Raw genomic sequence first — 12,978 nt, forward strand, 5'->3', positions numbered from 1 at the left:
GGGGAGGTAGGGGGATAGGGGGATGGGGAGATGGGGGGATAGGGAGATGGGGAGATGGGGGGAGTGATTAATCCATGGTGGGCAGTGCCTACCAAGTCTATGGCCACCATGGTGAATCTGTCTGATGCACTGCCCACCCTACATATATCTCCAACTCCCTACTCCCTACTCCCTACTCCCTACTCCCTACTCCCGATTCCCTACTCCCGATTACTCTTGCGTCAAACGGGTCATAACCTTATTGGACCGTTCCACAAACGCCTTCATGCCTTCGGCATCAAAGCCTTTCTGAGCCATCAGTGCCAGGTCATAGACATGCTGACAAATCATGTTAGCCAATTCTGCTGAGGGAGACTGACCGCCACTCTGAATAATACTGCTTTGACTGAGGTTAACTAGATTCTGAATCAGTGGGTGGGTGGTATTGACCACTAAAATATGTTCCTCTGGGAACTGCACCGAGTCCTGCTGCATCATGGCAGTCATTTCCTGTAGACGGCGCATGGCTTCCGGTAACAATACCATGGCCGGTGGGGTGCCTTGGGGGTCATCAGACTTCAGGGCTTGAGTCCGGACATTGACCTTAGGCTTATTAATCGCTTGCTCGAACAGTTCCTTAATCAGGTCAGAACGGGTTTTGTTGGTCTTCGGGTCAACAATCTCTTTTTCCTGGTCCTTATCAACAAGGGTATCATCTAAGTCTGAATCCACCCGAGAGAACTTAGCTTCTGTATATTCCCGTTCCAAGAAGCTAATGTAGTGACTGTCGATAAAGGAGTCCATAAATAGGACTTCTAACCCTTGATTTTTGTGCAGTTCTACATATGTGGCTTGGCTAGCCTCATCAGTGCAATAGAATACCCGATTTTCGTGGCGTTCTTTATTGCGCTCTAGATACTCTTTGAGGGTAGTGTAGGGTTGAGAAGAGGAAGACTTAACCTGTTCTGTGCCAGCATCTGGCGTGACATCCTCCCAAGCATCCCCCTCTTGGGATTGCACTTCTACCTTAGGGGTGTCAGTAGGGGTGTCAGTGGTTGGAGCTTCGGAACTTTCCACCGGTTGATAGGTGGTGCGGAAGATTACTATATCTTCTACTTGTTTCTTAAACTTCTCGCTATTGAGGCAGCCAAACTTGACGAATGTACCCACATCTTGCCAGGCACTGATGTACTGATCCCGCTCATCTTGGTACTGTTGCTTTAAGCGATCGCCAACTTTCTTAGCAATAAAGTCACCAATCCGAGCCACTGTCCGGTCTTTGGTCAGAGCAGAACGGGAAACATTCAGGGGAATATCAGGACTATCAATCACCCCTCGCAGTGGCATTAGGAAGTTAGGAATCACTTCCTCACAGTTGTCACTGACAAACACTTGATTACAGAAAAGCTTGGTTTGCCCCTTAGTCACATCCACGTCTGGCTTCAATTTGGGGAAATAGAGAATGCCATCAAGCAAGAAAGGATAATCTGTGTTTAGATGTACCCACAGCAAGGGTTCATCTTGGAAGGGGTAAAGATAGCGATAGAACTCCAGATAGTCTTCTTTAGTCAGATCTCTTGAAGATTTCTTCCACAGTGCCTCATGCTTGTTGATCACCTCATCTTCCAGCTTGATGGGCACTGCCATGAAATCACAGTAAGATTTCACTAGCTGACGAACCCGTGAGGGTTCTAAGTACTCTTGTTCCTCCTCTTGCATAGTGAGGGTAACGGTAGTACCTGGTTCTGTCCGCTCAGAATCCGATAGTTCAAAGGCTGGAGAACCATCACAGGACCAATGCACGGCTGTTGCCCCTCCTCGGTGAGATAGGGTATCAATTTCCACCTTCTGAGCCACCATGAAAGCTGAGTAGAAACCTAATCCGAAGTGACCGATAATCTGTTGGTCAGCTTGCTTTTGGTACTGCTTGATAAATTCTTCAGCGCTAGAAAAAGCAACTTGATTAATATACTTTTTCACCTCATCGGCAGTCATCCCAATGCCGTTATCTGAGATGGAGAGAGTTTTCTTATCCTTATCAAGGGTAATTTTAATTTCCGGGTCTCCCACATCCCCGTCAATCTCCCCAGCATAAGAGACCATCTTCAACTTCTGGATGGCATCCACTGAGTTGGAGATCAGCTCCCGCAAGAAGATTTCATGATCGGTGTAGAGAGACTTCTTGATAATCGGGAAGATATTCTCAGTATGAATCGTGATTGTGCCTTGTTCCAGTACAGTCATTGGTATTGCTACATTAATATGATGAATGTCCCTTTAACGATTTTGAGGGATTACTTTTGATAGGAGAGATGGGGTTGTCCACCGATAGGGATTCGGATTTCCGTATCTTAGGGAATACTAATGAAGTTCTAAGCATATGCGCTACTTGAGGTGCGGTCAGCGGTCAGCGGTCAGCTTATTTTATTCAAAAGCTGTTCCCATAGCGTAGCCTTTGGCCTTTAGCTGTTCGGTGTAGCATGCCCCTAGCCCATAGGCTGATAGCACCTCAAGTAGCGTGCGTGGCACAGGCTAGAAGCCTGTGATGTAGCGCTAATCGCTGATAGTTTAATTATTGAAAATCCACTAGTCATCAATCTCCAGGCTAGCATATTGAGCGAAATCACCTAAATATTTTCCTTTAGCTTCTGCTGCTTGCTGGATACCTCGTTTCACCTGCGCCAGGGTTTCGGGATTTTGCCTCGCATTTAGACCCCTAAAAATAGGGATAAATCGGTATTTAATACCACAATTCGGACATTGACATTTTACTAGCGCTAGAGTATCATTGAAGTGTAGGATTCAGACCTAACTAAGCCCTATGAAAGTAGACACAGCAAAAAAGAGATCAACTCAAATCGTTCCTGTCATAGGGATGAGTGAGTTGGTTCAGGCTGAGTTGCTGTCTACCATGAAAAAACTGGGCATCGTCAGGTCTGAATCCTACAACAAGCTAGGTAGTATTAGTCATTGGGGTCTTGATTGGAAAAAAGCCTATCCAGAGGTCAGAAGTTTTAGGACTCCTGATACCCTGGGACTGCCAGCCAAATTGATGGAATGGACGGTCAGTGATGTAGCAAAAGCCATTACTGCTCAACAGGCAGCTTGTGCTGATGCTGTTATTAAAAAGGTTTACAAAAGGTTCCCTGGAAAAGATAATCAGAAGACAAGAAAAGATCTTTGCAAACAACTAAAAAGCTTAGCTTTCTTGGATAGCCCCCTTCTCCATAGGTTTGTTAGAAAGGAGTTTCAACGGGGACATTCTTGGGTCAAAAACCAGATAGTCTATCAGCAGGGAGGCTATAACTGTCGGAGACTCTCTCGTAACACTTACCAGTTAGAGTTAGCTGGGCTAAGGAGAGGGAAAAGAAATAAAATAATTGTTCGGTCTAATCGTAAAATAAAAGGACAGATTAGACTAATATACAATCAATCATTATCAAGGTTTGAAGTTCACTTTTTAGTAGACCATGGCCAAGTTAAAATCCCTGCCAAACGTCGGAGCATAGGATTGGACAAGGGATACACTGAGGCTTTCTATGACTCAGATGGCCAGGCTCATGGTAAGGAGTTGGGCGAAGTAACCACCAAGAAATCCGATCGTATTTGTGCGAAAAATAGAAACAGAGGGAAACTCTGGGCACTCCATAGAAAATTAGAAAAAACAGATCCAGCAAAGTCGGCTCGGATACTAGAAAATAATTTAACCAGAAAAACAGAAAATAAGCGTTATAGGCAGGATCAATTAGAAATTAAAGCCATTATAGGAGCAGCTTCTAAGTCTGTTTTTGGTGGCGAATCACTAAAAGTATTTACTGAAGATTTAACACAGCCGATAAAAAATAAACGCCAGTCCAAAGCCATTTCCCGTAAGCTAAATAGTTGGATGAAGGGAAAATTACGGGACTCTTTACAGAAGTGGGCTAATTGGACTGGATCGGTTGTTACAGAAGTTCAGCCTAGTTACACGTCGCAAATTGACTCCGTGACCGGAACCCTATTGGGCAAAAGAAGCGGGGACAGTTTTACCAGATTTAATGGGGTCGTGTTGCAGGCTGACTACAATGCTGCCAAAAATGTCCTTGCTAGGGGTACGGATCAGGAAATCACCCGGTACATGAGTAAAACCGAGGTGCAGGCAGTATTGTTGCGTCGTACCGCGCGTTTCTTGGAAGGGATGGGACTGAGTCTGCTAGATGCAGTTGAGCTGGATTGGCTTAACTGCAAGCATAGTAAAACTCGGGCTTTCAAGCAACTCCTCAACGGGATTTGAGGAACGTCCAGAAAGATAAGTGGCAGGCTTGACTCCAATTGCTGAATGACCACTTCTCACTCGGACCACAATAGATTGAACCTTGACCGTTTTGTACCGGATTATCACGATTTATTACGGTTTAAGAGTATCCCATAACCACTGTTCTTCTTCTGGAATTGGCTCGAGTAGGATTTGTCCTGTATCGTTGATCAAGACTCGGTAGACTTTTGCCTTAGCTTGCGGTCTTAATTTTAAACAAAAGTGGTCATCAATTTCGGCAGCATTCTCAATGACCTGGAAGTTTTGGTTAAGAATTATTTTTAATAGCATAATAATATATATAGCAATTCTACAACTTGTGAGGTACAAATTTCTGGTTTTTAGGGAGCAGGGAGCAGGGAAGAGGGAAGAGGGAAGAGGGAAGAGGGAAGAGGGAAGAGGGAAGAGGGAAGAAGTAAAAAATAATGTGTACCTCATGAGTCCTATAAACGCTATATAGCACTTTTATTTTAGTTTTGAACATACTCCTTTAAGGAAAGACAAGAGTAATTTTGCATTCCCTTGATTAACTGGCCACAATGAATTCAATTGGAATAGTTTGACAAGGTGGTGCGTTACGGGACGGACTGTCCTAATACTGGCTACCGAAACATTAGCGCAAGCCCGTCCCTAACACACCCTACGCAATATTTACTATTTATTATTTATTTTTTATTATTCCCTGTTCCCTATTCCCTGTTCCCTATTCCCTGTTCCCTATTCCCTGAGCTATACAATTTAACTATATACCGATAATAAATCAATCCGCGATCCCATGACTAAAGTTTTTCTAATCTGTTCTGGTCTAGGTCATATCCAGCGGGGCTATGAATCGTTTGCCCAAGAGTGCTTTGCTGCTTTATCTCAGGAATCGTCTCTTGATATCACCCTTTTTAAAGGAGGAGGTAAGTCGGAAGAAAAAATGATTACATTATGGAATCTGCCACGGTATAGTTGGATGGCAGGTCAACTGGGACGATTGGTTAAGCAAGTAAGTGAATTTTTAAAAAAAGGTGACTATTTTGTCAGACAAGAAGGCTACTTTATTGAACAAGCATCATTTACCTTAAGTTTATTATCACATATATATCGTAAACGTCCAGAGGTAATTTACTTCAGTGATGATGGCTTAGGCTATCTACTGTGGCACTGGCGGCGTTTGACAAAACAGAATTATAAGCTACTTTTCCGTAATGGAGGAGCCTTATCCCCTCCTTTTTCCCGTTGGGATCATGTACAGCAGTTAACACCAATTCACTTTAAACAGGCGTTAACTTATGGAGAGCCTGCTGATCAACAAAGTCTACTACCCTCTGGATTCTTTATTTCTGCCAAATTACAGATACTATCACCATTAGAACGAGAGGGGTTACGAGAGAAATTAGGACTACCGAAACAGCAACCCTTAATTCTTTCTGTGGCAGCGATTAATAAGTCTCATAAACGCATGGACTACATTATTAATGAAGTAGCGAGTTTGCAAAAACCTAGACCATTCCTAGTATTATTAGGTCAACAGGATGCTGAATCACCAGAAATTATTCAGCTTGGCCAAGAGCTATTAGGGGTTGATCAGTTTCAAGTGCGAACTGTTGCTCGTGAGCAAGTAACGAATTACTATCAGGTTGCTGATCTTTTCGTCTTAGCGTCTCTCCATGAAGGATTACCACGAGTAATTGTGGAAGCGATGTCCCATGGTTTACCTTGTTTAGCTCATGATTATGACATTACTCACTTTGTTTTAGGCAATGAAGGATATTTCGCTAATTTTGAATTAACCGGAAGTTTAGCTACTCTACTTTCTCAAGTCTTGGGAGAAGGGTATAACGAGAGTAAGCGTGAAAATTGTCATCGTACGGTCTATGAACGGTTTAGTTGGCAGCAGTTATCGCCAGCTTATGTTGATATGATTGAACGGTGTAGATTAATGGCAAAGGGAACAGGGAGTAGGGAGTAGGGAGTAGGGAGTAGGGAGCAGGGAAATTCGGATTGTATCGATTTACTGTTGTCGAAGCTTTCGGTAATATTACTCCGAAAAAAAACGCGATTGACCTGCATGTCACCCTACGCGATTGACCTGCATGTCACCCTACGCGATCGCTAACTTATTATTACAATTTTAGCTAACCAATTTTATCGATAATTTTAATTAAAAAAAACGCGATTGACCTGCATGTCACGCTACGCGAACGCTTCCGATTTTTTACTGATTCCCGATTCCCGATTCCCTCGCTTTATTTCAATTACCCCTCCCGAAAAAAATCTAAAAACCCTTGACAACTTAGTTAGTAATCATTATAATTATAATTGTTAACCTAAAAAAAAGTTTTTCGACTATGCATCACAATTTTCTGCCAAATTCAGACAATAATCCAGAGGATATCACTTCGAAGATTACTCCTGAAGAGTTTTCCGAAAAAGAATTCCTTGTTCCGTATATTCTAAAGGGAACTCGCCAGCAAATAAGCCATACCATGCATATCCTTAATGCCATGGGCTATGCACAGCTTTCGGAGTGGAGTCCTCTTCAACCCACTGGAATTCCAGGGCAATTTATTACTATTATGAGGAGATACTGGATTTGGCGTTAACAGCTTGTCTTGATGCAGTCGCTCATGGGGGAAACCCCCTTTGGCGGCGCTGCATCGCTAAATTTCTGGGGGGGTTTCCCCCCAGGGCAAAGGCTCCGGTCTGTTCGCTACGCGAACAGATAGGTGAAAAATTCAGTGCATAGTCGAAAATTCCTAGCCGTGGAAAGTATTTCTGCGGCTATTTTTTTGGGTTAGCAGGTTTAAGGTTATTAGGTTGAAGGTTAGCATTCAGCCGTCAGCCGTCAGCCGTCAGCCGTCAGCCGTCAGCTGACGTAACAGAGATTAAAGCAATGCTTACTTGTTGTCTTGATGCAGTCGCTCATGGGGGAAACCACGGCAGTTGCTCATGGGGGGAACCCCCAAGACCGCACTGCCTCCCCAAGACCGCGCTGCATCGCTTATTCAAAAGCACCTCAAGTAGCGTGCGTGGCACAGGCTTCGACGCTGGGAGGTAGCGCATTAGCTGATAGCTAATAGCTGATAGCTGATAGCTAATAGCTGAATGCTGAATGCTGAATGCTGATTGCTGATTGCTGATTGCTGATTGCTTACGATACACTCGTCTAAGGTTTTGTTCGTAGATATCCGAGAATAGTGCTAGTATTCGATAATTTTGGAAATCGATTTAATAAAGCAGTAGACTGAGGAGCAGGTAAAATTAGTAATAGGATAACTTTCAGGAATACTTTTAAAGTAGTTCTTGTCAGTAAAAAGCTTGGATCATATCTGATGGCATGGCCAATAAATCGCAGTGCGGCTAGGGTTTGGTGTCGTTGTGAAGAGGATTCAAGAGCCTTGAAAATTAGGTACTTATACAAGTTAGCGAGGCTGTGCTTTTTCAGATATTGTAGAGAATCAGGAGCAGCAGCAAAGGCTCGTTCAATTACTTGTAAGCAACCTGCTTCCATCTTGGAAGTATCAGAAGAGGCTGAATTAGCAGAGACTCGATACAAAATATGTGGGTATGGTACAGCTACAAAAGGATAATGAGCTGCGAGCCGCAGCCACATATGCCAATCTTCTGCCTGAGTTAGGGATTCATCAAATTGACCAACTGTGTCAAATGCTTTCCTACAAATTAAGACGTTAGAACCATTTTCCAAAAAATCAGTTAGCAATAGCTGAGGATAAACATTACCATTGAGAGTGATATGGTTACCTCGCCGCAAAAACTGACCTGATTCATCGATGTAATTTGTCCAACTATAGGCAACGGCGGCTTGGGGGTTTGCTTGTAAGGCGTTTAACTGGAACTCTAATTTATCCGGATGCCAGAGATCATCGGCGTCTAGGAACGCAATATAGTCACCTGAAGCATGGGATAATCCACGATTACGGGCTCGGTTGACGCCAGCATTGGGATAGGAAAAAATTTTTAAGCGAGCATCTTTGATGCTAGAAATTATTGGCCATGTCGAGTCTTTGGAGCCATCATCAATGACAATTAGTTCAAAATTACTAAATGTCTGATTTAAAACCGATTCAATCGTCTGTTTGATAGTTTTTTCGTCATTATAAACTGGTATAATTATAGATATTAAGCTGGCCTTCATTTAAATTTCATGGTTCTGACATTAAGGGAGTAGGGAGTAGGGAGCAGGGAGCAGGGAGTAGGGAATAGGGAGTAGGGAGTAGGAAAAAATTTAAGTATTTAGTTTAATATGATAGCTGATAGCTGATAGCTGATAGCTGATAGCTGACAATGCTATACTGATTTAGTTCTATGGTTCATCAGCACCTTAATAGTTTCTTCTGGAGCATTTTGCTGCTTCAAATAGGTTTTGAGAGTTGTTTCGGTTTTACTCTTGAGTAAAAAATCACTGACTAACAGTTTAATAACTTGCCTAACATAGGAAATAGCATACCTCCAGAAAGGGACATGGTGTGAGTCTTGATAAATTATATTGACCATATGCCAGATATTATAATTTGACTTTAAATTAGTGAATCCTTTCAAAATCTCTAGTCTTTTGGCTTTATCCGGTTGGAGATACCATTGTAGTAAAGGGGGCATATAACGAATCAAGTCATTGACATTATAATTCGTAGTGGCTTGGAGTTTACTTGACAAAATCACGTTAAAGCCTGATTTATGAGCACGACTAACAAACTCAAAGTCACCGCCGTAATGCCGGAATCTATCAGCATCTGGAAATCCAATTTTATCGACCACTGTTCTGGGGATGATAGCTATATTACCATTTAGGGTATCGACTGACCTAGCCTCTGCTGTAGCAAAATAATCCATACTCCGAATTGGCTGTTTTTTATCCATGCCACTGAACACAATCCAATCGGAATAGGTTTTATCCCGGACAATACCCCCAACAATTGTATTATTGTACAGTGGAGACTGACAACTATCAATCAGGTTGTTAAGGAAATTGTCTGATAGAGAGATATCATCATTTAGCCACACTAGGTAATCCGAGTCTAATTTATCTATGGCATAGTTCATCCCCAGACAAATCCCACCTGTCCACCAGAGATTGCCATCTCCTTCAATTAAGTAAACATTGGGAAATTGACGTCTAATCATGTCTCTGGTGCCATCTGTGGAACCATCATCTACTATGATGACTGAGATAACTGAGGTATTATCAGTATTTACTTTAGGAAGTTGCTGAAAAATTTGACTCAGAATAGTCTGAGTATAGTGTTGCCTATTTCTAACTGGAATAATTAAGGATATTTGGGTCATGATAGGAAAGGGAATAGGGAATAGGGAATAGGGAATAGGGAGTAGGGAGTAGGGAATCGGGAGTAGGGAGTAGGGAATCGGGAGTCGGGAATCGGGAATCGGGAATCGGGAGTAGGGAGTAGGGAGTATTAAAAAATCATTGTGTGTACTTCATTAATAGTAAACAAAATATCATTAATGATAATCATTAGTTTTAATGTCAATTATTATTATGATAGTGTTTGCGTCAATTATTATTTTCCACTGTTCCCAGATCCGCTGCTCCCTGCTCCCTGCTCCCTGCTCCCTGTTCCCTGTTCCCTGTTCCCTTATTTTGTAAAAGCTTTCTAATAGCAAAAAATGGACTGATCAAACTGCCCCAGAAGAATTCTAGTTGAAAGGCGGCAATGAGATTAGTTTTAAATTGTCCTCGATACTTAAGGAAATGTAGGATAAATCGGCGCAAATTTCCCAATAAGGTTTTGGTAATTACTATAGGCTTTTGCCAAAAGGTAGCATTAATCAGGCGGAGCTGACATGTGGCCAAACCACAGCCACGAGCGAGAGTGAGTAAGTAATCTCTCTGAAGACGCCACTGGGGAATCTGATGATAGCTATGCATGGCTGGGTTATACCAAATTTCCCAACCTGCTTTGTACATATACAGCAATGGCTCATAATCATCCCCCTGGACGAATAATCCGGGCAGTTTGCCTGTCAAACTGGGACGAGGTGGCACACTATCGAGCCAAGCTTGTCTACGAACGACTAAGCTTGCTCCTGGGGGTAGCCTGATTTGCTCGGGTTGAAAGGGATGGGGGTTTGGTCCATGTTCCCGAATTGCCAGAAATTGCTTGATGGGATCAAAATTTTCTGGGGGTTCGACTTCAAAATCACCGTGAATTTGACCACTGTAGGCTCCTGCCTTAGGATACTCTTGACCAAAGCTATAGGCTGCAGCAATCCAGTTGGGATCAGGTAAATTGTCATCATCTAAAAAACCGATTAATTCACCTTTAGCCTCCTGGACAGCTCGCAACCTGGCAAATGCTGATCCTTGTTCGAGTTCAAAACAATATCTTAAGGGGACAGATAAATCCCAATTGCTTTGATAGTCTTGAATAACCTGGGCAGTATCATCGCTACTATTGTTGTCAACAACAATAATTTCCCAACTGATGGGGTTGAGGAAAGTTTGCGATCGCAGTCCTTCGAGCAGTAATGGTAAACGCTTCGCCCCATTATAGGTCGGAATCGCTATAGTGAAGTCAACAGACATAGAACTAGCTCATTTGGCTTTGTTAGGAAATCACCACAAATTGGCCAAGTTGGCTCAACTAATAGAAGCATAATTTGATATCCTGAGATATCCTGATTGGTGATTTGAGATTGATGGAGAGAACCTCCTTCACCCACTCAATCATAATTATGATAAAATCAACAACTGTATTTTCCTGGAATTCAAGGGCGATCCCATTGGCCAGCATGGGTGAACTTACCCATATAACTCGTGGTCTAGACAAGGTAAGGGACATGCAGGGTGTTTACAAAATTATTTTCCCTTACCCAAAAACCTTTGAGATGGACGTCATTGACTAGAACCATTGACACCGGACTAGGTAAGGGACATGCAGGGTGTTTATAAAATTATTTTCCCTTATCCAAAAATTTTTTGAGTGTTGACCGTTGACTCTTTAGTGTTGACTGTTTACTGTTTCGTTTTGACTATTTAGTGTTAACTATTCACTATTGACTGTTAAAAAACAGCAATATTCCTAGCATTTACTACTTACCGAGAGTCATCTACCGTGTTATTCAACTCATACGCTTTCATCTTCGGCTTTCTTCCCATTACCCTGGTGGTTTTTTTTGGCTTAAGTCGCTTCCGTGTGGTTAAAGCAACCTGGGTATGGATGACGTTAGCATCCCTATTTTTTTATGGTTATTGGAAAATTACTTATCTGCCTCTGTTGCTAATTTCAATTAGTGGTAACTATGTCATTGGCAAACAGATAGAGAAGCTAGTAATTCTGTTAGACGAAGGAAGTGGAGAGGATAGTGCGGCTCCTGAGAAACCCGATAAAATCTCAAGCCTAGTATCTACAGTAATTAGTTATAAACAGCAAACTAAACTGCTGCTTTGGATAGGTATTTGCTTTAATTTAGCGATTTTGGGCTATTTCAAATATGCTAATTTTTTCGTAGATTCATTAAACTATATTTTAGGCACAAGTATCACTATTCCAACAATCTTACTTCCTTTAGCGATTTCTTTTTATAGCTTTACCCAAATTGCCTATATTGTTGATGCTTATCGTGGGGAAACGAAAAAGTGTAGGTATAATTTTATGACCTATAGCCTGTTTGTGTCCTTCTTTCCCCAACTGATAGCCGGTCCAATTCTCCGTTACGATGAACTATTGCCCCAGTTTGAGAAGTTACGCAATAGCCTGTTTTCCTGGAAAAACATGGGAATGGGGCTGAGCCTCTTTATCCTAGGTTTAGGTAAAAAAGTTGCGATCGCAGATAATCTATCCCCCTGGGTAGCCACTATTTTTAACAATACTGACCAACTCAGCTTTGTAGAAGCCTGGGTTGGGGCATTGAGTTATACCTTTCAACTGTATTTCGATTTTTCCGGCTACTCTGATATGGCAATTGGCTTAGGATTAATCACAAATATCCAGCTACCGATTAACTTTAATTCCCCCTACAAAGCGACATCTATCAGTGACTTTTGGCGACGTTGGCACATCACTTTGTCCAATTTTCTCCGGGATTACCTCTATATTCCTCTTGGTGGTAATCGTCGCGGTCGTCTACGTCAATATGGTAACTTATTAGCCACAATGCTTCTGGGAGGATTGTGGCATGGTGCTGGCTGGACATTTGTGATTTGGGGGGGACTCCATGGCTTATTTTTGGTAATTAATCATAGCTGGCGGCAAATGAAGCTATCCATGCCAAAAATTCTAGCCTGGATGCTGACATTTTTAGCAGTGGTAAGTACGTGGGTATTGTTTCGGGCAACTAGTATTAGTGATGGTCTAGGAATATTACAGGCAATGGTAGGACTCAAGGGCGTTATCTTGCCTACTACTTATCAAAATACCTTGGGTTGGTTAACCCCCTTAGGCATCCAATTTCAGGAGTGGCAAGATATGAAACGTCTTCTGCCACCTATAGGGTTAGAAAAGACCTTTATGGTACTATTCGGACTAATCCTAGGGGTTACCTTTTTGCCTAATACCCAGCAAATCATGAAACACTTCAAGCCTAGCTGGTACTGGGCAACAGGTATTGGCTTAATCGCTACATTTTGCCTACTGTCTCTTAACAGAGTTTCCGAATTTCTTTACTTCCAGTTTTAAGGTGAGCTATCAGCTATCAGCTATCAGCTATCAGCTATCAGCTATCAGCTATCAGCTATCAGC

Annotated in this window: 12 protein-coding genes; 6 read left to right on the forward strand and 6 right to left on the reverse strand. The window is 42.4% G+C overall.

Annotated elements, in window-relative coordinates; translation table 11 throughout:
- Positions 1-210: 210 nt before the first annotated feature.
- Entirely contained in the window at positions 211-2,223 is a 2,013-nt protein-coding gene (gene htpG, locus BJP34_RS30750) for a molecular chaperone HtpG (RefSeq protein ID WP_070395625.1), read from the reverse strand.
- Positions 2,224-2,800: 577 nt separating this feature from the next.
- Here htpG and BJP34_RS30755 point away from each other — a divergent pair.
- Complete coding sequence (locus BJP34_RS30755) at positions 2,801-4,252, forward strand: zinc ribbon domain-containing protein (RefSeq protein ID WP_070395626.1); 1,452 nt, start codon at positions 2,801-2,803, stop codon at positions 4,250-4,252.
- A 114-nt stretch (positions 4,253-4,366) separates the two neighbouring features.
- On the opposite strand, the gene BJP34_RS44840 is transcribed toward BJP34_RS30755, so the two are convergent.
- Positions 4,367-4,711: a hypothetical protein gene (locus BJP34_RS44840; RefSeq protein WP_158517553.1), complete on the reverse strand. Its 345-nt coding sequence runs from the start codon at positions 4,709-4,711 to the stop codon at positions 4,367-4,369.
- 337 nt (positions 4,712-5,048) lie between these two features.
- Between BJP34_RS44840 and BJP34_RS30765 the strand changes: the two genes are divergently transcribed.
- On the forward strand, positions 5,049-6,230 hold the full coding sequence (locus BJP34_RS30765) for a glycosyltransferase family 4 protein (protein WP_070395628.1): 1,182 nt from the start codon (positions 5,049-5,051) through the stop codon (positions 6,228-6,230).
- Here the strand turns inward: BJP34_RS30765 and BJP34_RS41385 are convergent.
- Complete coding sequence (locus BJP34_RS41385) at positions 6,170-6,331, reverse strand: hypothetical protein (protein WP_158517554.1); 162 nt, start codon at positions 6,329-6,331, stop codon at positions 6,170-6,172. The genes BJP34_RS30765 and BJP34_RS41385 overlap by 61 nt on opposite strands.
- 278 nt (positions 6,332-6,609) lie before the next feature.
- Here BJP34_RS41385 and BJP34_RS30770 point away from each other — a divergent pair, with 278 nt between their 5' ends.
- Together BJP34_RS30770 and BJP34_RS44845 are read left to right on the forward strand one after the other, a co-directional pair.
- Positions 6,610-6,864 (forward strand): hypothetical protein, encoded by a 255-nt coding sequence (locus BJP34_RS30770; protein WP_070395629.1) that lies wholly within the window; start codon positions 6,610-6,612, stop codon positions 6,862-6,864.
- Positions 6,865-7,173: 309 nt separating this feature from the next.
- A complete protein-coding gene (locus tag BJP34_RS44845) occupies positions 7,174-7,338 on the forward strand; it encodes a hypothetical protein (RefSeq protein WP_158517555.1) in 165 nt (54 codons plus the stop codon).
- A gap of 89 nt (positions 7,339-7,427) precedes the next feature.
- On the opposite strand, the gene BJP34_RS30775 is transcribed toward BJP34_RS44845, so the two are convergent.
- The 3 genes from BJP34_RS30775 to hpsE form a co-directional block, all read right to left on the reverse strand.
- On the reverse strand, positions 7,428-8,417 hold the full coding sequence (locus BJP34_RS30775; RefSeq protein ID WP_070395630.1) for a glycosyltransferase: 990 nt from the start codon (positions 8,415-8,417) through the stop codon (positions 7,428-7,430).
- 152 nt (positions 8,418-8,569) lie between these two features.
- Complete coding sequence (locus BJP34_RS30780) at positions 8,570-9,565, reverse strand: glycosyltransferase family 2 protein (RefSeq protein WP_070395631.1); 996 nt, start codon at positions 9,563-9,565, stop codon at positions 8,570-8,572.
- Between the two features lie 226 nt (positions 9,566-9,791).
- Positions 9,792-10,823, reverse strand: coding sequence for a hormogonium polysaccharide biosynthesis glycosyltransferase HpsE (gene hpsE, locus BJP34_RS30785; protein WP_229424107.1), 1,032 nt, complete (start codon positions 10,821-10,823; stop codon positions 9,792-9,794).
- A gap of 149 nt (positions 10,824-10,972) precedes the next feature.
- Between hpsE and BJP34_RS44850 the strand changes: the two genes are divergently transcribed.
- On the forward strand, positions 10,973-11,143 hold the full coding sequence (locus BJP34_RS44850) for a hypothetical protein (protein WP_158517556.1): 171 nt from the start codon (positions 10,973-10,975) through the stop codon (positions 11,141-11,143).
- 209 nt (positions 11,144-11,352) lie between these two features.
- On the forward strand, positions 11,353-12,915 hold the full coding sequence (locus BJP34_RS30790; protein WP_070395632.1) for an MBOAT family O-acyltransferase: 1,563 nt from the start codon (positions 11,353-11,355) through the stop codon (positions 12,913-12,915).
- Positions 12,916-12,978 lie beyond the last annotated feature (63 nt).

The sequence above is a fragment of the Moorena producens PAL-8-15-08-1 genome (genome assembly GCF_001767235.1).
Classification (GTDB): domain Bacteria; phylum Cyanobacteriota; class Cyanobacteriia; order Cyanobacteriales; family Coleofasciculaceae; genus Moorena; species Moorena producens_A.

Excerpts from the sequence above, each read along its gene's own strand:
- htpG (WP_070395625.1), bottom strand. The coding sequence starts at position 2,223 with ATGACTGTACTGGAACAAGGCACAATCACGATTCATACTGAGAATATC.
- BJP34_RS30755 (WP_070395626.1), top strand. The coding sequence starts at position 2,801 with ATGAAAGTAGACACAGCAAAAAAGAGATCAACTCAAATCGTTCCTGTC.
- BJP34_RS44840 (WP_158517553.1), bottom strand. The coding sequence starts at position 4,711 with ATGAGGTACACATTATTTTTTACTTCTTCCCTCTTCCCTCTTCCCTCT.
- BJP34_RS30765 (WP_070395628.1), top strand. The coding sequence starts at position 5,049 with ATGACTAAAGTTTTTCTAATCTGTTCTGGTCTAGGTCATATCCAGCGG.
- BJP34_RS41385 (WP_158517554.1), bottom strand. The coding sequence starts at position 6,331 with ATGCAGGTCAATCGCGTTTTTTTTCGGAGTAATATTACCGAAAGCTTC.
- BJP34_RS30770 (WP_070395629.1), top strand. The coding sequence starts at position 6,610 with ATGCATCACAATTTTCTGCCAAATTCAGACAATAATCCAGAGGATATC.
- BJP34_RS44845 (WP_158517555.1), top strand. The coding sequence starts at position 7,174 with ATGCAGTCGCTCATGGGGGAAACCACGGCAGTTGCTCATGGGGGGAAC.
- BJP34_RS30775 (WP_070395630.1), bottom strand. The coding sequence starts at position 8,417 with ATGAAGGCCAGCTTAATATCTATAATTATACCAGTTTATAATGACGAA.
- BJP34_RS30780 (WP_070395631.1), bottom strand. The coding sequence starts at position 9,565 with ATGACCCAAATATCCTTAATTATTCCAGTTAGAAATAGGCAACACTAT.
- hpsE (WP_229424107.1), bottom strand. The coding sequence starts at position 10,823 with ATGTCTGTTGACTTCACTATAGCGATTCCGACCTATAATGGGGCGAAG.
- BJP34_RS44850 (WP_158517556.1), top strand. The coding sequence starts at position 10,973 with ATGATAAAATCAACAACTGTATTTTCCTGGAATTCAAGGGCGATCCCA.